Below are 22,609 nucleotides of genomic sequence, written 5' to 3' on the forward strand. Positions count from 1 at the left end.
TACATGGAAATCGGTCTGCGCGAGTGGCTGATCGTCATCGGCATTATTGTCATTGCCGGTATTCTTTTTGATGGCTGGCGCCGTATGCGCGGCGGCAAGGGAAAACTGAAATTCCGCCTTGACCGAAGTCTGTCCAATCTGCCGGACGAGGACAGCAGCGCCGAGCTGCTGGGCCCGCCGCGCGTGCTGGACACGCATAAAGAGCCGCAACTGGACGAGCAGGACTTGCCGTCGGTGAGCATGCCGGCCCGCGAGCCTCGTGAATCGGGCTCCAAGCGCGGCAAGCGTGGCCACAGCGAACCGTCCCAGGGCGACATGAACCTCAGCCTGGATCTGGATGGCGGCCCGAGCTTCAGCAGCCGCGACGACGATTTCCCGGATGACACCAAGTCTTCGCCTGCGCACAGTGAAAAAGATCAGCCGCAAGCTGAAGAAGTGCTGGTGATCAGCGTGATCTGCCGCGACGCTGCCGGCTTCAAAGGCCCGGCGCTGTTGCAGAACATTCTGGAAAGCGGCCTGCGTTTCGGCGAGATGGATATTTTCCACCGTCACGAAAGCATGGCGGGCAACGGCGAGGTGCTGTTCTCCATGGCCAACGCCGTCAAGCCGGGCGTATTCGACCTGGACGACATCGACCACTTCAGCACCCCGGCGGTAAGTTTCTTCCTGGGGCTGCCAGGCCCTCGCCATCCGAAGCAAGCCTTCGACGTGATGGTGGCCGCAGCGCGCAAATTGTCCCAGGAGCTCAACGGCGAACTGAAGGACGACCAGCGCAGCGTACTGACTGCCCAGACGATTGAGCACTACCGTCAGCGCATCGTCGAATTCGAACGCCGCGCCCTGACCCAGAAGCGCTAAATCAAACGGAGCTCTCTATGTCAGGAGAGCTTTTGTGGCGAGGGGGCTTGCCCCCGTTGGGCTGCGAAGCGGCCCCAAAACCAGCCAACCCGTTGTGTCAGATAAAATACGATCACTGGATCTACGACTGCTTCGCAGCCGAACGGGGCGATGCGGCGATCCGACAAGCCCCCTCGCCACAAATGCAGCCCCTTGCCGGGCCGAAATATGAAAATTGAGCAGCCTCGGCTGCTCTTTTGCTTTACGAGAGAACACCCATGACCGCCGCCAAGAACCGTATTTTAGAGCTGCGCGCTGAGCTGGATCAGCACAACTATCGCTATCACGTGCTCGACGAGCCGAGCATTCCGGACGCCGAATACGACCGCTTGTTCAACGAGCTCAAGGCGCTGGAAGCGGCCAATCCCGAGCTGATCACCAGCGACTCGCCCACCCAGCGAGTGGGCAGCGCGGCGCTGTCGGCGTTTACCCAGGTGCGTCACGAAGTGCCGATGCTCAGCCTCGGCAACGCCTTCGAAGAAACCGACATGCGTGAGTTCGACCGCCGGGTGACCGAAGGCCTGGACTTGCCGGCGGGCGACCTGTTCGGTGGCGGCGCAACAGTCGAATACAGTTGCGAGCCCAAGCTCGATGGTCTGGCCGTCAGCCTGTTGTACCAGGATGGCGTCCTGGTGCGCGGCGCCACGCGCGGCGATGGCACGACCGGTGAAGACATCAGCGTCAACGTGCGCACCGTGCGCAACATTCCGCTCAAGCTGCACGGTACTGGCTGGCCGGCGACCCTGGAAGTGCGCGGCGAAGTGTTCATGTCCAAGGCCGGTTTCGAACGGCTCAACGCCACGCAACTGGAAGTCGGCGGCAAGACTTTCGCCAACCCGCGCAATGCAGCGGCGGGCAGTTTGCGCCAGCTGGATTCGAAGATTACCGCCAACCGTCCGCTGGAATTCTGCTGCTACGGCATCGGCCAGGTGTCGGCGGACATTGCCGATACGCACATCGGCAATTTGCAGCAACTCAAGGCCTGGGGCATGCCGATCAGTCATGAGTTGAAACTGGCGCAGGGTATCGCCGAGTGCCTGGACTACTACCGCGACATCGGTGAGCGGCGCAATGCGCTGCCCTATGAAATCGACGGCGTGGTGTTCAAGGTCAACAGCATCGCTTCGCAGCGCGAACTGGGTTTTCGCGCCCGTGAGCCGCGCTGGGCCATCGCCCATAAATTCCCGGCGATGGAAGAGCTCACCGAACTGCTCGATGTGGAATTCCAGGTCGGCCGCACCGGTGCGGTGACGCCGGTGGCGCGTCTGAAGCCGGTCAAGGTCGCGGGCGTCACGGTGGCCAATGCCACGCTGCACAACATGGACGAAGTGGCGCGCTTGGGCCTGATGATCGGCGACACGGTGATCATTCGCCGTGCCGGTGACGTGATTCCGCAAGTGGTGCAGGTGGTCATGGAACGTCGTCCGGAAAACGCCCGGCCGGTGCAGATCCCGGAGAAGTGCCCGGTGTGTGGCTCCCATGTCGAGCGCACGCAATTGATCAAGCGCAGCAAGGGCCGCGAGACGGTCAGCGAAGGCGCGGTGTATCGCTGCGTCGGCCGCCTGGCCTGTGGCGCGCAACTCAAGCAGGCCATCATTCACTTCGTCTCCCGTCGTGCCATGGACATCGAAGGCCTGGGCGAGAAAAGCGTCGAGCAACTGGTCGACGAAGGCCTGGTGAGTTCGCCGGCCGATCTGTACGCCCTGACGTTCGAGCAGATCGTCGATCTGGAAGGCTTTGCCGAGTTGTCGAGCAAGAACCTGCTCGGCGCCATTGAAGACAGCAAGAAGCCGGGCCTGGCGCGGTTCATCTACGCCCTCGGGATTCCCGATGTCGGCGAAGAGACGGCCAAGGTGCTGGCACGTTCCCTGGGTTCGCTGGAGCGGGTGCAGCAGGCTTTGCCGCAGGTGCTGACGTACTTGCCGGATGTCGGGCTGGAAGTCGCGCACGAGATCCACAGCTTCTTTGAAGACGCGCATAACCAGCAGGTGATCGCTGATTTGCTCAGGCATGGCCTGCAGATTCAGGATCAGGGCGAGTTGGGTGCCGAGTTTTCGGCGAGCACCACGCTGGGCGGTTTTCTCGACAAACTGCATATTCCATCGGTCGGTCCGGGCGGGGCGCAGAAACTGGCGGACAGGTTCGGCTCGCTGCAGGCGGTGATCGGTGCTGACTGGCTGGATATGCGTCAGGCGCTGCCGGAGAAACAGGCCAATTCGGTGCGCGAGTTCTTCGCGCTCGAAGAGAATCGCCAATTGGCCGAAGCGGCCGAGAAGCAACTGGCCGAATTCGGCATGCACTGGCAGAGCGAGAAGAAGGTCGTCGAAGGCTTGCCGCTGGCCGGGCAGACCTGGGTACTGACTGGCTCGCTGGAGTTGATGAGCCGCGATGTGGCCAAGGACAAACTCGAAAGCCTGGGGGCCAAGGTCGCCGGCTCCGTGTCGGCCAAGACCCATTGCGTGGTCGCAGGGCCGGGCGCCGGTTCAAAGTTGACCAAGGCCAATGGGCTGGGGTTGAAGGTGCTGGATGAAGAGGCCTTTGTGGTCTTCCTGAAAGAGCACGGCATAACTGTTTGATACGAACCCTGTGGCGAGGGGGCTTGCCCCCGTTGGGCTGCGAAGCGGCCCCCATTTTTGCGACGGCTTCGCCGCCGAACGGGGCGGTGCGGCGATCCGACAAGCCCCCTCGCCACAAAAAGCGGTTTATCACCAAGGTATGCTGAGGTTGGGAACGATCTTGTCACGGTAATGATCTAGTCTCTGCAAGCCCCAGGGAGAGATCGACATGCACCCTTTCTTCGAGCAGCTCAGCTCGCGCATCGCCGCACCGTTCATGGCCGAAAGCTCGCGCAACAGCAAAGTCTGGTCCTGTCGTTGCGGGCAGTCGCTGTTCTTTCGCAACAGCCAGTGCCTGGCGTGTTCAGCAGCCCTTGGGTATCAGCCTGAGCAAAGTCGTTTATCTTCCCTGCAACCGGGCGAGCGCCCCGACACCTGGTGGCTCGACGCCGATCCGCAGGCGGGCGCATTCCGCCGCTGCGCCAACCTCGATTCACCGGCTGCGTGCAACTGGCTGCTTGCGGCCAATCACCACGAAACCTTGTGCATGGCCTGCAGCTTGAATCGCACGATTCCCGACCTGTCGATCACCGAAAACCACGAGCGCTGGCGCAAAGTGGAAACCGCCAAGCGGCGTCTGGTCGCGCAACTGGTCAGCCTGGGGTTGCAGGTGATTCCCAGGACAGTCGATGAAGAGACTGGCCTTGCCTTCGATTTCATCGGTGTCGACCTTGAAGGCAAGCCGCCGACCACGGGCCACGCCAACGGCCTGATCACCCTCGATATCAAGGAAGCCGACGACGCGCACCGCGAGCAGGTACGGGTGCAAATGCACGAACCCTATCGCACGTTGCTCGGGCATTTTCGTCACGAAGTCGGGCATTACTACTGGGACCGATTGATCGCCCATAGCCATTGGCTCGAGCCGTTTCGCGGCTTGTTTGGCGATGAACGCGCGAGCTACGCCGATGCCCTCGAACGGCATTATCAGCAAGGCGCGCCGCTCGACTGGCAGCAGCACTGCGTCAGCGCCTACGCGACCATGCACCCGTGGGAAGACTGGGCGGAAACCTGGGCGCATTACCTGCACATGATGGACGCCGTGGACACCGCGCTGGGGTTTGGCATGAGCGCCCGGGAAATGGATTTCGACTATCAGCCGTTTCCACCCCAAGCCCTCTACGATCCGCAGCATCCCGGCGGCGCGGCTTTTTTGTCGTTCGTCAACGCCTGGATCGAACTGGCCGGCATGCTCAACGAGCTGTCACGCAGCATGGGGCAGCCGGATTTCTACCCCTTCGTCCTGCCGCCTGCTGTCGTTGCCAAGCTGCATTTCATTCACCTGGTGATTCAACAGGCGGGCGGCAGGGCGGATGCGGTGCTTGAGGCGCAATAGCAAGTGCTTGAAGCCCCTCATGTTTTTAATCCGAAACCAACGGTTGTAACTTCGCCTCAGATAGGTACAATGGCGCGGCTCGCCGACAGGTGAGCGTCGTTATGGTGACCCTATCGGTCCCCCCGCAACGATCAGCCGTGAACCCGGTCAGGCCTGGAAGGGAGCAGCCGCAGCGGTGACATTGTGTGCCGGGGTGTGGCTGGTAGGGTTACCACCTTAACGCCACGCGAGTGTTCTCTCGCGTTATCTTCTTGAATACAGACTTTCGCTAGCTGCCAGGATCTTCTCCGAGGCGGTTTTTCGTCGTTTGCGCTTTATCCACAGCCGCCGGCTCGCCACCGATATACAGCCGAACAATTTCATCGATCTCCCCGGACATCTTCATCCGCGCCAGGGTGCGCAGAATGCTCTGCACCGGGACCTGTGGGTCGTTGCGAACGTAGCAACCGAGACGGTTTTCCTGCAGTACTGCCACGCTTTGCAGTTGCTGCTGCGGCAGCAGGCGGTGATTGAACCAGTCCAGGCTCCATTGATTGCTGACGGCATAGCGATTGCGGCCGGCCAGGAGTTTTTCCAGCACTTGTTCCTGATTGCGTGCGTCGTCGCGCTGCAGTTGGCCGCTGTCGAATAGCGGTTGCAGGGTCGGGTAGCTGTAGCCCAGCACAGTGCCAATGGGCTGTTGCGGCAAGTCGGCGGGTTTGACTGCGTCGGGCGGCGCAGGCCGGGTGATCAACACGTCAGGTTGAGTGAAGAGCGGGATGCTCCAGAGATAATCGCCAGGCTGCTCGGGCAGCCACGAATGTGCGGCATAACAGCGGACATCGACCTCGCCTTGCTCCATGGCGCCTTGTATGCGCCTGCGGGGCAATACGTGGAATTCGGCTGGTACGCCGACCTGGGTCGCGAGGCTGAGCATCATGTCATAGAGGATGCCCTGGGTCGGTTTGCCCCGCTCAAGCTGCACCATGGGCATGCTCCAGCTGTCGGTTATCACGAAGCGCAGCGGTGCTGGCGCCGCCGCGCCGTCCAGGCTGATCAACAGCAATGCCCCCAAGGCCAACCGCATAAACACTCCGTTAAATGCCTGTGATGTGCAGCTTAGCCACAATACACGAGCGCACCGGATGCAATTTGTGCCTTGCTCCGCTAGCATTAGCCGCTTCTGCTTCCTTCGCTGCGACGGTTTTCGATGAGTTATCAGGTTCTTGCACGTAAATGGCGTCCGCGCTCGTTCCGCGAAATGGTCGGCCAGACCCATGTGCTCAAGGCTCTGATCAATGCCTTGGACAGCCAGCGGCTGCACCACGCCTACCTCTTCACCGGTACCCGTGGGGTCGGCAAGACCACCATCGCGCGGATCATTGCCAAATGCCTTAACTGTGAGACAGGTATCACGTCGACCCCCTGTGGCGAGTGTTCGGTGTGTCGCGAAATCGACGAAGGCCGCTTTGTCGACCTGATCGAGATCGACGCCGCGAGCCGCACCAAGGTCGAAGATACCCGTGAATTGCTCGACAACGTGCAGTACGCTCCGAGCCGTGGGCGCTTCAAGGTCTACCTGATCGACGAAGTGCACATGCTTTCCAGCCACTCCTTCAACGCGCTGCTCAAAACCCTCGAGGAGCCGCCACCCTACGTCAAGTTCATCCTGGCGACCACTGATCCGCAGAAACTTCCGGCAACGATTCTGTCGCGGTGCCTGCAGTTCTCCCTGAAGAACATGACGCCGGAACGGGTTGTCGAGCACTTGACCCACGTGCTGGGTGTCGAGAACGTGCCGTTCGAAGACGATGCACTGTGGTTGCTGGGCCGTGCTGCCGACGGTTCGATGCGTGATGCCATGAGCCTGACCGACCAGGCGATTGCCTTCGGTGAAGGCAAGGTGCTGGCCGCCGATGTGCGGGCGATGCTCGGAACCCTCGATCACGGGCAGGTCTACGACGTCCTGCATGCGCTGATCGAAGGCGATGCCAGGGCGTTGCTCGAAGCCGTCCGCCACCTGGCCGAACAAGGCCCGGACTGGAATGGCGTGCTCTCGGAAATTCTCAATGTGCTGCACCGCGTTGCCATCGCCCAGGCCTTGCCGGAAGGTGTCGATAACGGTCACGGCGACCGTGATCGCGTGCTGGCACTGGCCCAGGCCTTGCCGGCCGAAGACGTGCAGTTCTACTACCAGATGGGCCTGATCGGCCGCCGCGACTTGCCGCTGGCGCCGGATCCCCGGGGCGGTTTTGAAATGGTGCTGCTGCGGATGCTGGCGTTCCGGCCCGCAGATACTGCGGATGCCCCGAGGCAACCGCTAAAGCCAGTGGGGATCAGCCAGGCCACAGTTGATTCCGCAAACTCAGTGGCTGCCGCGCAGGTCGTTGCGCCGGTAGCCGCTGCGGCCGTTGCACCGATTGCGGCTGCGCCAGTGGCAGCTCCTGCGCCAGCACCGGAACCGGTGGCGCCGGTCGTTGTGCCAGAACCTGCGCCTGTGCCTGTGGTTGAAGCGGTCGTGGTCGAAGAGGTGGTCGACCTGCCGTGGAATGACCCGGTCGCGCCAGCCCCCGTTCAGCAACCCGCCGTGGAGCCGGTGCTGGAAACCGCCAGCGAACAACCCGAATTACCGCCGATGCCGTTGCCGACGCCGGACAGCGTGGTGCCGGACGCCCCTGAGTGGGCCGCCGCGCCAATCCCGGAGCCTTCGGTGGCGGACGTCGATGCCGCAACGCCGGGCATGGACCTGGATGACGAGCCGCCGCTGGACGAGGATTACATCGAGCCGGACATGGATTCGGCCTACAGTTACCTCGACGAACTGGCCAGCGAGCATGCCGCCGACCCGGCTCCGGAGCCCGAGCCTGAACCCGCGGCAATGCCGGCCACCGGCCTGGCCCTGCAATGGCTGGAGCTGTTCCCGAAATTGCCGATTTCCGGCATGACCGGCAGCATCGCCGCCAACTGCACGCTGATCGCGGTGGATGGCGACAATTGGCTGATGCACCTGGACCCGGCCCACAGTGCCTTGTTCAACGCCACTCAGCAGCGTCGCCTCAACGATGCGCTGAACCAGTATCACCAGCGCACGCTGACCCTGAGCATCGAGCTGATCAAGCCCGAGCAGGAAACCCCGGCACAAGCGGCTTCGCGCCGCCGCGCCAACCGTCAGCGCGAGGCGGAGGAATCGATCCACGGTGATCCGTTCATCCAGCAAATGATGCAGCAGTTCGGTGCGGTGGTCCGTAACGATACTATTGAACCTGTCGACGCCCTGGTCACTCAGGGCTAATAACTGAAGGCGCTCGGCTACATTCCGCCGGGCGCTGTTTTGATCCAAGTACTTTTGAGGTGATTACCATGATGAAAGGTGGCATGGCCGGCCTGATGAAGCAGGCGCAGCAGATGCAGGAAAAAATGGCCAAGATGCAGGAAGAGCTGGCCAACGCCGAAGTCACCGGTAAGGCCGGTGGCGATATGGTCACCGTGGTGATGACCGGTCGCCATGACGTCAAGAGCGTGACCATCGACCCGAGCCTGGTCGAAGGCATGAGCGAAGACGACAAGGAAATGCTGGAAGCGGTTATCGCCTCCGCGGTCAACGATGCCGTGCGCAAGATCGAAGCCAACAGCCAGGACAAGATGGGCAGCATGACTGCCGGCATGCAACTGCCGCCGGGCATGAAACTGCCATTCTGATTCGCCTTCAGGCGGCAGATGAGCTACAAAAAATGCCAGGCATTGCGCTTGGCATTTTTGTTTCTGGCATTGGAAATGTGGTGTCTGAAGTGCCGTCATCGCGAGCAAGCTCGCTCCCACAGGGGATTTGTGTACGGCGAGAATCCCCTGTGGGAGCGAGCTTGCTCGCGATGAAGTCGCGCCGGTGCAACTGAAAACACATCGAACCCCATACCGCCACAAAGGTCTGCTCCCTATATCACCGAACCCCATCGATCACAGGAGACGCTGCCATGTCCGACCCCATGACCCTCAATCAACGCATTGTCCTGGCTTCACGCCCGGTCGGCGCGCCAACGCCGGAAAACTTCCGCATGGAGCGGGTGGCGTTGCCGGAACTCGCCGACGGTCAGGTGCTGCTCAAGACCGTTTTCCTGTCGCTGGATCCCTACATGCGCGGACGCATGAGCGACGCGCCGTCCTACGCCGCACCGGTGGAAATCGGCGAAGTGATGACCGGCGGTGCGGTCAGTCGGGTCGAACGCTCGCTCAATCCGAAGTTTCAGGAAGGAGACCTGGTGGTCGGTGCCACCGGTTGGCAAAGCCACAGCATCAATGACGGGCGCAGCATCATCCCGGTGCCGTCGGGATTGCCCAGTGCATCGATGGCCCTTGGGGTGCTGGGAATGCCGGGCATGACCGCGTACATGGGCCTGATGGACATCGGCCAGCCCCAGGCCGGCGAAACCCTGGTGGTTGCAGCGGCCTCAGGCGCTGTGGGTTCGGTGGTCGGCCAGGTGGCGAAGATCAAGGGGCTGCGTGTGGTCGGCGTGGCCGGCGGGGCGGACAAGTGCCGTTATGTGGTCGACGAGCTGGGCTTCGACGCCTGCATCGACCACAAGAGCCCTGACTTTGCCGATGAACTGGCCAAGGCCTGCGGCAAGGGCATCGACATCTACTACGAAAACGTCGGTGGCAAGGTCTTCGACGCTGTGGTGCCGTTGCTCAATCCCAAGGCGCGGATCCCACTGTGCGGCCTGATTGCCTCCTATAACGCCCATGAAGCGCCGAGCGGGCCGGATCGCCTGCCCCTGTTGCAGCGCACCCTGTTGACCAAGCGGGTGCGCATCCAGGGTTTCATCGTGTTCGATGACTATGGTGATCGCCAGCCGGAATTCCTCAGTGCCATGGCGCCCTGGGTGCGTGATGGCAAGGTGAAATTCCGCGAAGACGTGGTCGATGGCCTGGAACAGGCTCCCGACGCGTTCATCGGCATGCTGGAAGGGCGCAACTTCGGCAAACTGGTGGTTCAGGTTTCCCGGGACTGAGTAATCGACGCTGCAATTTGACGCTCAACCGAGGCGCGGGTATAAACCGCGTCTCGTTGTCTTGTCGGACTTTTCCACCATGAGCTTCAGCCCTTTGATTCGCCAACTGATCGACGCCCTGCGAATTCTGCCAGGCGTGGGTCAGAAAACCGCCCAGCGCATGGCGTTGCAGTTGCTCGAACGTGACCGCAGCGGTGGCTCGCGACTGGCGCTGGCCTTGAGCCAGGCCATGGAAGGGGTCGGTCATTGCCGTTTGTGCCGTACGCTGACCGAAGATGATCTCTGCCCGCAATGCGCCGATACCCGTCGCGACGACACCTTGCTCTGCGTGGTGGAAGGTCCGATGGATGTCTACGCGGTGGAGCAGACCGGTTTCCGCGGGCGCTACTTCGTACTCAAGGGGCATCTGTCGCCGCTCGACGGTCTGGGGCCGGAAGCCATCGGCATTCCGCAATTGATGGCGCGGATCGAAGAGGCCGGCACGTTCGCCGAAGTCATCCTGGCGACCAACCCGACCGTGGAAGGTGAGGCCACAGCGCATTACATCGCCCAGTTGCTCAGCAGCAAAGGCCTGATCGCCTCGCGTATCGCCCATGGCGTGCCGCTCGGTGGCGAGCTGGAGCTGGTGGATGGCGGCACGCTGGCGCATTCGTTTGCCGGGCGTAAGCCGATTTCGCTCTGAGTTCATGTGGCGTCCATGCTGACGCCATCGCGAGCAAGCTCGCTCCCACAGGGTAGTGCGGCGTACATAAAACCAATGTGGGAGCGAGCTTGCTCGCGATGCAGGCGACGCGGTCCGTCTGAATGACACAATCCTGTTGAAAACCAAGCAAGCGCTCGGTTAACTTCACTGACCCCTTCAGTGGAGCTCGCCGATGTCTGCCTTTCAGGAATACTTCGACCCCAGCCACCAATTGGTCCGCGACAGCGTCAGACGTTTCGTCGAGCGCGAGATTCTTCCTGATATCGAGCAGTGGGAAGAAGCCGAAAGCTTCCCTCGCGAGCTCTACCTCAAAGCCGGCGCAGCGGGGATTCTCGGCATCGGTTATCCGGAAACCTACGGAGGCAGCCACGAAGGGGATCTGTTCGCCAAGGTTGCCGCCAGTGAAGAGTTGATGCGTTGCGGCTCAGGCGGGCTGGTGGCCGGCCTGGGGTCGCTGGATATCGGCTTGCCGCCCATTCTCAAGTGGGCCCGACCCGAAGTGCGGGATCGTGTGCTGCCCCAGGTGTTGTCGGGAGAGAAGATCAGCGCCCTGGCCATCACCGAGCCCGGCGGCGGCTCCGATGTCGCCAACCTGCAAACCCGCGCCGTGCGCGACGGCGATTTTTACCGGGTCAATGGCAGCAAAACCTTTATCACCAGCGGTGTGCGTGCGGACTTTTATACCGTCGCGGTGCGTACCGGTGAGCCGGGGTTCTCCGGCATCAGCCTGTTGCTGATCGAAAAGGGTACGCCCGGTTTCACCGTAGGACGGCAACTGAAGAAAATGGGCTGGTGGGCGTCAGACACGGCCGAACTGTTCTTCGATGATTGCCCGGTGCCCGTGGGAAACCTGATCGGCGCCGAGAACATGGGCTTTGCCTGCATCATGGGCAATTTCCAGAGCGAACGCCTGGCCCTGGCACTGATGGCCAACATGACCGCACAGCTGGCGCTGGAGGAAAGCCTGAAGTGGGCGCGCCAGCGTGAAGCCTTTGGCAAACCGATCGGCAAGTTTCAGGTGATCAAGCATCGCCTCGCCGAGATGGCGACTGCGCTGGAAGTATCCCGGGAGTTCACTTACCGCCAGGCCGCAAAGATGGCGGCGGGGCAGAGCGTGATCAAGGAAATTTCCATGGCCAAGAATTTTGCGACGGATACCGCAGACCGGATCGTGACCGATGCGGTGCAGATACTCGGTGGGCTGGGATACATGCGCGAGAGCCTGGTGGAGCGGCTGTACCGTGACAACCGGATTTTGTCGATTGGCGGCGGGACGCGGGAAGTGATGAACGAGATCATCAGCAAGCAGATGGGGCTCTGAGCCGAGCTTGAATTCAGTGGTGTTGCCGCTGACGCCATCGCGGGCAAGCCCGCTCCCACAGGGGATCATAGGTAGACACAAATTGTGTTTGCTACAGAGATCACTGTGGGAGCGGGCTTGCCCGCGATGGCGCCGGGACAGGCGCCGCTTACTTGTCAGCCAACGCAAACTGCGTCAGGCAGAACGTAGGAATGCCCATGTCTTCCAGGCGCTGCGAGCCACCCAGCTCCGGCAGGTCGATGATCGCCGCCGCTTCATGCACCCGCGCGCCCATGCGGCGGATCAGGTTGGCGGCGGCAATCAGGGTGCCGCCGGTCGCGATCAGGTCATCGAACATCACCACCGAGTCACCTTCGCACAGGCTGTCGGCGTGCACTTCCAGGAAGGCTTCGCCGTATTCGGTCGCATAGCCCTCGGCCAGCACGTCAGCCGGCAGCTTGCCTTGCTTGCGAAACAGCACCAGCGGCTTGTTCAACTGATAGGCCAGTACCGAACCGATCAGGAAGCCACGGGCATCCATGGCGCCGATGTGGGTGAAGTCAGCCTCGACGTAACGGTGGGCGAAGCTGTCCATCACCAGGCGCAGGGCCGTGGGCGACTGGAACAGCGGGGTGATGTCGCGAAAGATCACGCCCGGCTTCGGGAAGTCGATGACCGGGCGGATGAGGGATTTGATGTCGAAGGAGTCGAAGACCATCGTCTAGGTGTCCTGGCAGGGCTGCAAACGAGGCAGTATAACGGCGGCTGAACCGTTGCGCTCAGCCGCAACGTTTTGTTTCAGCCTTCCAGTGAGCCACCGGCCAGGGCGCACAGCTGGATCGGATCGATAATCCGGATTTCCTTGCCTTCTGCCGCAATCAGCTCGTTTTGCTGGAAGCGGGTAAAGACCCGGGACACGGTTTCCACCGCCAGGCCCAGGTAGTTGCCGATTTCGTTGCGCGACATGCTCAGGCGGAACTGATTGGCGGAAAAACCCCGGGCGCGGAAACGTGCCGACAGGTTGACCAGGAAGGTGGCGATGCGTTCGTCGGCGGTCTTTTTCGACAACAGCAGCATCATCTGCTGGTCGTCACGGATTTCGCGGCTCATCACCCGCATCAACTGACGGCGCAACTGCGGAAGTTGCAGGGCCAGCTCGTCGAGGCGTTCGAAAGGAATTTCACACACCGAGGTGGTTTCCAGGGCTTGCGCCGACACCGGGTGCTTTTCGGTGTCCATCCCCGACAGGCCGACCAGTTCGCTGGGCAGGTGGAAGCCGGTGAGCTGTTCTTCACCGCTGTCGCTCAGGCTGAAGGTCTTGAGGGCGCCGGAACGGACGGCGTAGACAGAATCGAAGGTATCGCCCTGGCGAAACAGAAACTCGCCTTTTTTCAGCGGCCGGCCGCGCTTGACGATTTCGTCCAGCGCATCCATGTCTTCCAGATTCAGCGAAAGAGGCAGGCAAAGAGGAGCCAGGCTGCAATCCTTGCAATGGGCTTGATTATGAGCGCGCTGTTTTACTGGCTCGGACATTTCTTCAATCCTTGTGGGAAATCACACATAAGACGTAAGGGTAACTCACCATAGGAGATCGAGGCCAGTCTGGGGCGCTAGCTTGCAGAATTAGATCACCCGCGAAAATCGCTGGCGACTGTGTTGTTCCAGGTACGCGTCGAACACCATGCACACCGAACGCACCAACAGTCGCCCGGCGGGCAGGATGGTGATCCTGTCGCGATCGAGTTCGATCAGCCCGTCTTTGGCCATGTCTTGCAGTTGGGGCCAGAGTTCGCCGAAGTAGCCCTGGAAGTCGACGTTGAAGGCCTGTTCGATGTCGGAGAATTCCAGGCTGAAGTTGCAGATCAATTGCTGAATGACCGCGCGCCGCAGCCGGTCATCGGCATTGCACAGCAGACCACGACTGGTGGCCAGTTGCATTGAGGCCAGGGTGTTCTGATAGTGGTTCAGGTCGCTGCTGTTCTGGCAGTAGAGGTCGCCGATCTGGCTGATTGCCGAGACGCCGAGGCCGATCAGATCGCAATGACCGTGGGTGGTGTAGCCCTGGAAATTGCGTTGCAGGGTCGATTCTTCCTGGGCGATCGCCAGCTCGTCGTCGGGCAGGGCGAAGTGGTCCATGCCGATGTAGCGGTAACCGGCGCTGATCAGTTGCTCAATGGTGCGCTGCAGCATTTCCAGTTTCTGCGCGGGTGTCGGCAGTTCATTGCTGTTGATGCGCCGCTGGGGCATGAAACGCTCCGGCAGGTGGGCGTAGTTGAATACCGATAACCTGTCCGGTTGCAGGTTGATGACCTCTTCGACGGTGCGGGCGAAGTTCTCCGGCGTCTGTCTCGGCAGGCCGTAGATCAGGTCGATATTGATCGAGCGAAACTGCAAGGTGCGGGCGGCATCGATCACGGCGCGGGTTTCTTCCAGGCTTTGCAGGCGATTGACCGCTCGCTGCACCGCCGGGTCGAGGTCTTGCAGGCCGATGCTGACCCGATTGAAACCCAGTTCGCGCAGCAGTCCCATGGTTGACCAATCGGCCTCGCGGGGGTCGATCTCGATGCCGTAGTCGCCGGAATCGTCGTCCAGCAAATTGAAGTGTTTGCGCAAGTGCGCCATCAACTGGCGCAGTTCGTCGTGGCTGAGAAAGGTCGGCGTGCCGCCACCGAAGTGCAGCTGCTCGACTTTCTGCGTGGGGTCGAGGTGGCAGGCGATCAGCTGGATTTCCTGTTCCAGGCGCTGCAAATACGGCTGCGCCCGGCCGCGATCCTTGGTGATGACCTTGTTGCAGGCGCAGTAGTAGCAAATGTTCGCGCAGAACGGCACGTGCACGTACAGGGACAGTGGGCGTTGGGCCTTGCGGCTGTCGCGCAGGGCATGAAACAGGTCGAAAGTGCCGACCTGGCTGTTGAATTGCATGGCGGTCGGGTACGAGGTGTAGCGGGGTCCCGCCAGGTCATAACGGCGGATCAGATCAGTGTCCCAACGAATGGCGTCGAGCATCATGCGGGCATTCCCCGGATAGGCTGGCAGTGTCGGCCACTTTATGCGAGGGCGGGATTGGGCATCTTGATTTGTATCAAGGTCAGAATCTTTGTCGTTTGTGAGGGCCTCATCGCGAGCAAGCTCGCTCCCACAGGGGAGTCGCTGTGTACACAAAACCTGTGGGAGCGAGCTTGCTCGCGATGGGCGCGCCGCCGGTTTAATGACCCATGAGCCAATGCTGATGCGGCCCCGGCAAGGTCCAGAGACCAAACAGCATCACCAGCACCCCACCCGCCATCCGCACGCTGCGCTTGCGCAACACCGCGTTGACGCGCTCGGCGGCCAGGCCGGTCGCCAGCAGCACCGGCCAGGTGCCAAGCCCGAACGCGAGCATCAACAATGCACTGTCCAGCGCGTTGCCCTGGCTGGCCGACCACAGCAAGGTGCTGTAAACCAGGCCGCACGGCAGCCAGCCCCAGAGCGCACCTAGTAGCAGCGCGCGCGGAACGCTCGATACCGGCAGCAACCGGTTGGCGACTGGCTGGATGTGCCGCCACAAGCCTCGACCGAGGCTTTCGATACGGGTCAGGCCACTCCACCAGCCGGCCAGGTAAAGACCCATGGCAATCAGCAGCAAGCCGGCGAGGATGCGCAGGAACATCGCCGCCGGGCTGCTGGCCACGGCCCATCCGGCCAGGCCGATCAACAGTCCGGCGCAGGCGTAGCTCAGAATCCGCCCCAGGTTGTAGGCCAGCAGCAGGCGAAAGCGGCGGCTGCGTTGCTCCTTGGGAATCGCCAGGGTCAGCGCGCCCATCAAGCCGCCGCACATGCCCAGGCAATGACCGCCGCCGAGCAAGCCGAGGATCACCGCCGATACCAGCAGTGGCGCCAGTTCAAGCATGGGGCGGGGCCTTGTCTTGCGGTTTGGCCGGTTGGCCGCTGGCTTCGTCGACGGCGGCGGTGTGGTTCGGGTCCTGGTCGTCGAACAGGATGCTGTGGGCCGGGCCGTCGAGGTCGTCGTACTGCCCGCTGTCGACCGCCCAGAAGAAGATATAGACGGCGATGGCCACGATCAGCAGCGCAGCGGGAATCATCACGTAGAGAGCTGGCATCTGGACTCCATGCCCGCGCGGCTCAGGCCGGCAGCGGGCGGGTTTCTGGCGGGGTGTCGAGGGCGCGCTCGCTCGGCATCCGAGTCAGGCGCAGCGCGTTCAGCACCACGGTCAACGAACTGATCGACATGCCTACCGCCGCCCAGACCGGAGTGATCCAGCCGAGGGCGGCGAAGGGCAACATGAGGCCATTGTACAACCCGGCCCACAACAGGTTCTCGATAATGACCCGACGGGTGCGCCGCGCCAGGCTGAAGGCTTGCACCAGCGCGTCGAGGCGGTTGGACAGCAGCACCGCATCGGCACTGGTTTTCGCAAGGTCAGTGGCCGAGCCCATGGCGACGCTGATATCCGCAGCTGCCAGCACCGGCACGTCATTGACGCCGTCCCCCAGCATCAACACCTTGCGACCTTCCTTGTGCAGTTGTTGCAGGACTTGCAGTTTGTCGTCCGGGCGCAAGCCGCTGCGCGCTTCATCGATGCCTAGTTCCGCTGCCACGCTGGCGACCATCGGCGAGCTGTCGCCGGACAACAACAGCGTGCGCCAGCCCCGCGCCTTGCACGCGGCCAGCAAGGCCGGCGCATCGGCGCGCAAGCGATCATCGAGGACGAGCCAGGCCAGCGGCCCTTTGCTGTCTCCGAGCAGCAGCCATTGGCCGGCTTCTTCGGGCATCGGCGGCACCAGGGCGCCACTGAGTTCGCAGACGAATCCCGGTTGACCGATGCGCAGGCGCCGCCCTTCAACCAGCCCCTCCAGGCCAAGACCCGGTGTGCTGTGGACTTCTTCGGCCGCCATCGGCGCACGACCGAAAGCACGGGCGATGGGGTGTTCGGAGCGATTTTCCAGGGCGGCGGCCAGGCCCAGGCATTGGTCGCTGTCGAGGGCGCCGAGGGGGCGGATCGAGCGCAACGCCAGCCGGCCTTCGGTGAGTGTGCCGGTCTTGTCGAAAATCACCGTGTCGATCTGGTTCAGGCCTTCCAGTACATGACCGCGGGTCAGCAGCAGGCCGAGTTTGTGCAAGGTGCCGGTGGCCGCGGTGAGGGCGGTCGGCGTCGCCAGCGACAAGGCGCACGGGCAGGTCGCCACGAGCATCGCCAGCACGATCCAGAAGGCTCGCGAGGAGTCCAGTTCCCACCACAGCAGGCCAATGGCCGCAGCCGCGATCAGCGACAACAGCAGGAACCATTGTGCGGCGCGGTCGGCGATTTCCGCCAGGCGCGGTTTTTCGGCCTGGGCACGATCGAGCAGGCGAACGATGGCCGAGAGGCGCGTGTCCTGGCCCAGGGCCTGGACCTCGACGGTCAGTGCGCCTTCGACGTTCAGGGTGCCGGCGGTGACCGCATCGCCGAGGGTGCGAGGGTGCGGCAGGTATTCGCCGGTCAGCAGCGATTCGTCGATACTCGATTGGCCGTCGAGGATCTTGCCGTCAGCCGGGAGAATGGCGCCTGGATGAACCAGTACCTGATCACCGATTCGCAGTTCGCTGAGCAAAATGCGTTCGCTCTGGCCTTCAGGCGTCAAGCGCAGGCACGAGGCGGGCAACAGATTCACCAGCTGCGCGGTGGCGGCGGCCGTGCGCTCGCGGGCGCGCCGTTCCAGATAACGCCCGGCCAGCAGGAACAGGGCAAACATGCCGACGGCATCGAAATACAGCTCGCCGACCCCGGTGATCGAGGTCCAGATCCCGGCAACGTAGGCGCTGCCGATGGCCAGCGACACGGAAACGTCCATGGTCAGGTGGCGGGTGCGCAGATCGCGCATGGCGCCTTTGAAAAACGGCGCGCAGCTGTAGAACACGATCGGGGTGGTGAGGAACAGCGCGACCCAGCGCAGGATGGTATGCAGTTCGGGACTGAGGTCGATGTTGAATTCAGGCCAGGTGGCCATGGTTGCCATCATCGCCTGGAACCACAGCAACCCGGCCACGCCAAGCTGGCGCAGGGCCAGGCGGTTTTCGCTGGCCAGTTGTTCGCTGGCGCGATCGGCCTGATAGGGGTGTGCGGCGTACCCGATGTGGCGCAGTTCGCTGAGGACCCGGCTCAGGGGTAATTGCGCGTCGCTCCAGCGCACGTGCAGGCGATGGTTGGACAGGTTCAGGCGCGCTTCGGCCACCGCCGGCAAGGTGCGCAGGTGTTTCTCGATCAACCAGCCGCAGGCGGCGCAACTGATGCCTTCCATCAGCAGTGTGGTTTCGGCCATTTCGCCTTCGTGGCGGACAAAGGGTTGCTGCACATCGGCGCGGTCGTACAGCGCCAGTTCGTCGACCAGTTGTACCGGCAGCGCCTCGGGGTTGGCCGAGGCTTCGCTGCGGTGCTGGTAATAGCTATCCAGGCCGCCGGCGACGATGGCCTCGGCCACAGCCTGGCAACCCGGGCAGCAGAACTCGCGGGACTCCCCGAGTACGACGGCGGTAAAGCGACTGCCGGCCGGGACGGGCAGGGCGCAGTGGTAGCAGGGGAGTGGGGTGGTGGTCATGGAGTATTCACTAGTACTGCTGAATCTCTGGCGTCTGATAGGGCCTCATCGCGAGCAAGCTCGCTCCCACAGGGATCATAGGTGTACTCAGGTTCTGAGCATGGCGGTGATCAACTGTGGGAGCGAGCTTGCTCGCGATGCGCGAAGCGCTGCTTTATTTCTTCAGGTCTTCGGCGCCTTGCAGAGGTTCATCACCGAGCTGCAGATCCTTGTCATGGTTGACCAGTTCTTCTTCGAACATGCGCCAGATATGGTCGTCCTGGGTGCCGAGCAATTCGACAAAACGCCGGCCTTCGATCTTGTCGCTCAACTGGCCGATGTAGCGACCCTGTTCGGTTTCGCTGCGGGTCAGGGTGATCTTGCGATCCTTCTCCGGCTGGGTCGGCGAGATCAGGTTCAGCTCCAGGGTTTTCGGATGGCTGTCGCCGCTCAGGCGCAGGTCAACTTCGCCGGTCACGTCATCGAGATGAATACTGGCGCGCATATTCAGGTTCTGGGCCAGCAGTTCACGGTCGAGGGAGCGGTTGATGCCTTTGCCAGCCTCGTAGTAGTTGTCGTTGACCAGGTTGTCCGGGTTCTTCACCGCGATGGTCACCATGGACAAGGTCAGGGCAACCGAGCAGGCCAGGATCCCGATGATGATCCACGGCCAGAGGTGCTTGTACCAGGGGCTTGCGGCAGTTGCTGCGGGCATGTTCAGTTCTCTCAACGAATTTGTGGGCCGATGAACCGGCTCTTGGCTTCAATGTGGACGCTGTCGTCATCGGCATCCTTGAGGATGAATTTCACCTCGTTGGTGCTCGACGGCAGTTTTTCCGGCGCGACCGACAGCTCGGCAGGCTGGCTGACGATCTCGCCGGCCGCGACCTTGATCTCGCGCCGGCCCTGCAATTTGAGATCCGGCAGGCCGGAGGCTTCGAGCAGGTAGGTATGGTCGCGCTGGTCCTTGTTCATGATTTTCAGGCTGTAGACGTTTTCGATCCGGCCTTCGGCGTTCTCGCGGTACAGCACGCGGTCCTTGCTGACATCGAAACCCACCAGCGCACGCATGAAAAACGCGGTCACCAGCAAGCTGATCATCGCCAGCAGTACCACGGCATAGCCGATCAGGCGTGGACGCAGTTTATGGGTTTTCTGCCCGGACAGGTTGTGCTCGGTGGTGTAGCTGATCAGCCCGCGCGGGTAATCCATCTTGTCCATGATGGCGTCGCAGGCATCGATGCAGGCGGCGCAGCCGATGCATTCGATTTGCAGGCCGTCGCGGATGTCGATACCGGTGGGGCAGACCTGGACGCACATGGTGCAGTCGATGCAGTCACCCAGGCCCTGGGCCTTGTAATCGATGCCTTTCTTGCGCGGGCCACGGCCTTCGCCGCGGCGCGGGTCGTAGGAAACGATCAGGGTGTCCTTGTCGAACATCACGCTCTGGAAGCGCGCGTACGGGCACATGTAGATGCACACCTGTTCGCGCAACCAGCCAGCGTTGCCGTAAGTGGCGAGGGTGAAGAAACCGACCCAGAAGTAAGACCAGCCATCGGCCTGACCGGTGAAGAAGTCGAACACCAGTTCGCGGATTGGCGAGAAGTAACCGACGAAGGTCATGCCGGTGACGAAACCGATCAACAGCCACAGGCTGTGCTTGCTGAATTTGCGCAGGAACTTGTTGGCGCTCATTGGCGCCTTGTCGAGCTTGATGCGCTGGTTGCGATCACCTTCAGTGACTTTTTCGCACCACATGAAGATCCAGGTCCACACGCTTTGCGGGCAGGTATATCCGCACCAGACCCGGCCGGCGTACACCGTGATGAAGAACAGGCCGAACGCGGCGATGATCAGCATGCCGGACAGCAGGATGAAGTCCTGGGGCCAGAAGGTGGCGCCGAAAATGAAAAACTTGCGCTCCGGCAGGTTCCACCAGACCGCCTGATGACCGCCCCAGTCCAGCCACACCGTACCGAAATACAGCAGGAACAACAGGGCACCGCCGGTCATCCGCAGGTTACGGAACAGGCCGGTGAAGGCGCGGGTGTAGATTTTTTCCCTGGCGGCGTAGAGGTCGACGCTGTTGTTCGCGTTCTTGGCAGGTGGAGTGACGTCGTGTACCGGAATCTGGTTGCTCATCATTGCATCCCACGGCAGTGGAAAAGTGCCTCGGTCAGTACGTGCCGACCGCGGTCAAAAAGGGGTGTTGCAGTGGCGCAATGATACGCCTGTCGCTCTAGCCTGCGGGTGCGACCTTTGGTCGCGTTGGGTAAAAATCATGAATGGTGTAGCGAATGTAACAAAACGTGATCTGAGTCAATTGACTTGTGAAGTATGGACCTGTTGCCGAAAGCGTAGGCCTTACTGAGACGACTATAGACGATTTATCTTTTTCTCCGTTGAGCTTCAACGGAGGGAAGGATACATCCAATGTCTACTGCATAAAGAATACATTTTTAACTTTGGTCATGCCTTGTGATTATTGGTAGATGGATGTTTTGTTCTTGATTTAATAAGTTGTTAGCGCGGTGGCAATAAAGTTTTATTGTGCGTCGTATATACTTTAAATGTCTACTTAAGGATGAGTAAAAATGTCTAATGATGATAAAGGTTGCACTCGAGCAACTCAGACGGTTGGGCCAATCACTGTCGAAGCTCATGAGCCTGGTACAGATTGCACGATTCCGGCACCCTCTACGACTGTCGATACGTTGGAGTCGACTGCGCAAGAAGCCCGGGTAAGACGATCTTCAGACAAAAAGAAAGGGACCGGCGGTCTGGATAGTTTGGGTGGCGGTAACCTTCCTTGATTACAGCCAGTACACATGAATGCGAAGTGTATTCATGAACGTCTAAAAACCGCTTCGACAACTAAAATGGCGAAGCCGTTTTTTATTAGTTGATCGAAGAGGGCGTGAAAAATAATAACCGGGAGGGCTTGCCAGCAAGTCCACGGAGCTGTGCGCAAATAAGTGTGTATGGACTTGAAATGAAAACGGCCCCGCCAATGTGATTTGGCGGGGCCGTTTTTTATTGCATCAAGCCTTTGCTTTACTCGGCGTCCGCTGCCTTCTCACCGTGAGACAGGCTGTAGACGTAAGCGGCCAGCAGGTGAACCTTGTCGTTACCTTGCAACTGCTCTTGCGCAGGCATCTGGCCCTGACGGCCGTAGCGGATGGTCTGCTGCAGTTGAGCGAAGCTCGAACCGTAGATGAACGCTGCCGGGTGAGTCAGGTTGGGTGCGCCCATCGCTGGCGTGCCTTTGCCTTCCGGACCGTGGCACGCCACGCAGTTGGCGGCGAACAGTTTCTGCCCGGCAGCCGGGTCGGCCTTGGCGCCTTCCGGCAGCTTGCGGCCATCGAGGTTGGTCAGGATGAACGCGGCCACGTCGGCCACGCCTTGCTCGCCGATCACTTCAGCCCACGCCGGCATCACCGCATGACGGCCGCCCATGATGGTGGTCTTGATGGTTTCCGGCTCACCACCCCAGCGCCAGTCGGCGTCGGTCAGGTTAGGGAAGCCATAGGCGCCCTTGGCGTCGGAACCGTGGCAGACCGAGCAGTTGGAGGCGAACAGGCGGCCACCCATCTTCAGGGCTTGCGGGTCCTTGGCCACTTCTTCGATTGGCATGGCCGCGAACTTGGCGAAGATCGGACCGAACTTGGCGTCCGACTTGGCCATTTCCTTTTCCCACTCGTGGACGCCGGTCCAGCCGGTCTGGCCGTTGGCGAAGGGGGTCTGCTTCTCGTTGTCGAGGTAGCCGTAACCCGGCAGCAGGCCTTTCCAGTTACCCAGGCCCGGATACAGCGCCAGGTAGCCCAGTGCGAAGATGATGGTGCCCACGAACAGCATGAACCACCATTTCGGCAGCGGGTTGTCGTACTCCTCGATCCCGTCGAAGGAGTGCCCGACCGTCTCGTCTGTCTGCTCGGTGCGCTGGCCCTTGCGGGTCGACAGCAGCAGCCAGGTCAGGGAAAAGATCGTACCGAGACTGAGGACTGTGACGTACAGACTCCAGAATGTAGTCATTCTTTGTTACTCCTAGAAGCTTGCTCGACGTGCTTGATGGCTTCGGGATCATCCGCGAAAGGCAGCAAGGTCGCGTCTTCAAACTCCGACTTGCGCTTGGGACTGAACACCCACAGTGCCAGTCCGATGAAGGCCACCATCACGACAACGGTGCCCAGGCCACGAATCATCCCGATATCCATCTAA

At 61.4% G+C, this 22,609-nt stretch carries 19 protein-coding genes and 1 other RNA gene; 9 read left to right on the forward strand and 11 right to left on the reverse strand.

Annotated features, from left to right (window positions below; genetic code table 11):
- Positions 1-3 precede the first annotated feature (3 nt).
- The 4 genes from zipA to ffs all read left to right on the forward strand — a co-directional run bounded on the left by zipA (position 4) and on the right by ffs (position 5,056).
- Complete coding sequence (gene zipA, locus Q8X48_RS07385; RefSeq protein WP_007971469.1) at positions 4-858, forward strand: cell division protein ZipA; 855 nt, start codon at positions 4-6, stop codon at positions 856-858.
- 257 nt (positions 859-1,115) lie between these two features.
- Positions 1,116-3,473: an NAD-dependent DNA ligase LigA gene (gene ligA, locus Q8X48_RS07390; protein ID WP_407799559.1), complete on the forward strand. Its 2,358-nt coding sequence runs from the start codon at positions 1,116-1,118 to the stop codon at positions 3,471-3,473.
- Positions 3,474-3,681: 208 nt separating this feature from the next.
- Positions 3,682-4,848 carry a zinc-binding metallopeptidase family protein gene (locus Q8X48_RS07395; protein ID WP_407799560.1) on the forward strand — a complete coding sequence of 389 codons (1,167 nt, stop codon included), beginning with the start codon at positions 3,682-3,684 and terminating at the stop codon, positions 4,846-4,848.
- Between the two features lie 111 nt (positions 4,849-4,959).
- Positions 4,960-5,056: signal recognition particle sRNA small type (ffs, locus tag Q8X48_RS07400), an RNA gene on the forward strand.
- A gap of 60 nt (positions 5,057-5,116) precedes the next feature.
- On the opposite strand, the gene Q8X48_RS07405 is transcribed toward ffs, so the two are convergent.
- Positions 5,117-5,914 carry a substrate-binding periplasmic protein gene (locus Q8X48_RS07405; RefSeq protein WP_407799561.1) on the reverse strand — a complete coding sequence of 266 codons (798 nt, stop codon included), beginning with the start codon at positions 5,912-5,914 and terminating at the stop codon, positions 5,117-5,119.
- Positions 5,915-6,037: 123 nt separating this feature from the next.
- On the opposite strand from Q8X48_RS07405, the gene dnaX reads away from it, so the two are divergent.
- The 5 genes from dnaX (at position 6,038) to Q8X48_RS07430 (ending at position 11,857) form a co-directional block, all read left to right on the forward strand.
- Positions 6,038-8,119 carry a DNA polymerase III subunit gamma/tau gene (gene dnaX, locus Q8X48_RS07410; RefSeq protein WP_407799563.1) on the forward strand — a complete coding sequence of 694 codons (2,082 nt, stop codon included), beginning with the start codon at positions 6,038-6,040 and terminating at the stop codon, positions 8,117-8,119.
- Between the two features lie 68 nt (positions 8,120-8,187).
- Complete coding sequence (locus Q8X48_RS07415) at positions 8,188-8,526, forward strand: YbaB/EbfC family nucleoid-associated protein (RefSeq protein WP_007971455.1); 339 nt, start codon at positions 8,188-8,190, stop codon at positions 8,524-8,526.
- A 272-nt stretch (positions 8,527-8,798) separates the two neighbouring features.
- Positions 8,799-9,833, forward strand: coding sequence for an NADP-dependent oxidoreductase (locus tag Q8X48_RS07420; RefSeq protein ID WP_407799565.1), 1,035 nt, complete (start codon positions 8,799-8,801; stop codon positions 9,831-9,833).
- A 79-nt stretch (positions 9,834-9,912) separates the two neighbouring features.
- Entirely contained in the window at positions 9,913-10,515 is a 603-nt protein-coding gene (gene recR, locus Q8X48_RS07425) for a recombination mediator RecR (protein ID WP_008050204.1), read from the forward strand.
- Between the two features lie 193 nt (positions 10,516-10,708).
- On the forward strand, positions 10,709-11,857 hold the full coding sequence (locus Q8X48_RS07430) for an acyl-CoA dehydrogenase family protein (RefSeq protein WP_407799567.1): 1,149 nt from the start codon (positions 10,709-10,711) through the stop codon (positions 11,855-11,857).
- 148 nt (positions 11,858-12,005) lie between these two features.
- Here the strand turns inward: Q8X48_RS07430 and Q8X48_RS07435 are convergent, their stop codons facing one another.
- The 10 genes from Q8X48_RS07435 to Q8X48_RS07480 all read right to left on the reverse strand — a co-directional run bounded on the left by Q8X48_RS07435 (position 12,006) and on the right by Q8X48_RS07480 (position 22,605).
- Positions 12,006-12,554 (reverse strand): adenine phosphoribosyltransferase, encoded by a 549-nt coding sequence (locus Q8X48_RS07435; protein ID WP_008028553.1) that lies wholly within the window; start codon positions 12,552-12,554, stop codon positions 12,006-12,008.
- Positions 12,555-12,634: 80 nt separating this feature from the next.
- Positions 12,635-13,369, reverse strand: a complete 735-nt coding sequence (gene fnr / locus Q8X48_RS07440; protein ID WP_015095997.1) for a fumarate/nitrate reduction transcriptional regulator Fnr — start codon at positions 13,367-13,369, stop codon at positions 12,635-12,637.
- 90 nt (positions 13,370-13,459) lie between these two features.
- Positions 13,460-14,842: an oxygen-independent coproporphyrinogen III oxidase gene (gene hemN, locus Q8X48_RS07445; protein WP_407799596.1), complete on the reverse strand. Its 1,383-nt coding sequence runs from the start codon at positions 14,840-14,842 to the stop codon at positions 13,460-13,462.
- Between the two features lie 199 nt (positions 14,843-15,041).
- Positions 15,042-15,725, reverse strand: coding sequence for a sulfite exporter TauE/SafE family protein (locus Q8X48_RS07450; protein WP_407799569.1), 684 nt, complete (start codon positions 15,723-15,725; stop codon positions 15,042-15,044).
- On the reverse strand, positions 15,718-15,936 hold the full coding sequence (gene ccoS / locus Q8X48_RS07455; RefSeq protein ID WP_007971444.1) for a cbb3-type cytochrome oxidase assembly protein CcoS: 219 nt from the start codon (positions 15,934-15,936) through the stop codon (positions 15,718-15,720). Before ccoS ends, Q8X48_RS07450 begins: the two co-directional genes overlap by 8 nt.
- Positions 15,937-15,958: 22 nt before the next feature.
- The gene (locus Q8X48_RS07460; RefSeq protein ID WP_407799571.1) at positions 15,959-18,412 is read right to left on the reverse strand and encodes a heavy metal translocating P-type ATPase; all 2,454 of its coding nucleotides are present in this window, start codon (positions 18,410-18,412) and stop codon (positions 15,959-15,961) included.
- Positions 18,413-18,566: 154 nt separating this feature from the next.
- Positions 18,567-19,106 (reverse strand): FixH family protein, encoded by a 540-nt coding sequence (locus Q8X48_RS07465; protein WP_407799573.1) that lies wholly within the window; start codon positions 19,104-19,106, stop codon positions 18,567-18,569.
- Between the two features lie 11 nt (positions 19,107-19,117).
- Complete coding sequence (ccoG, locus tag Q8X48_RS07470) at positions 19,118-20,533, reverse strand: cytochrome c oxidase accessory protein CcoG (RefSeq protein WP_102673241.1); 1,416 nt, start codon at positions 20,531-20,533, stop codon at positions 19,118-19,120.
- Positions 20,534-21,445: 912 nt separating this feature from the next.
- Complete coding sequence (gene ccoP, locus Q8X48_RS07475) at positions 21,446-22,423, reverse strand: cytochrome-c oxidase, cbb3-type subunit III (protein WP_407799574.1); 978 nt, start codon at positions 22,421-22,423, stop codon at positions 21,446-21,448.
- Positions 22,420-22,605 (reverse strand): CcoQ/FixQ family Cbb3-type cytochrome c oxidase assembly chaperone, encoded by a 186-nt coding sequence (locus tag Q8X48_RS07480; protein ID WP_003175465.1) that lies wholly within the window; start codon positions 22,603-22,605, stop codon positions 22,420-22,422. Before Q8X48_RS07480 ends, ccoP begins: the two co-directional genes overlap by 4 nt.
- Positions 22,606-22,609 lie beyond the last annotated feature (4 nt).

It is taken from the genome of Pseudomonas sp. QLc11A, from assembly GCF_052112305.1.
GTDB classification, from domain to species: domain Bacteria; phylum Pseudomonadota; class Gammaproteobacteria; order Pseudomonadales; family Pseudomonadaceae; genus Aquipseudomonas; species Aquipseudomonas laurylsulfatiphila.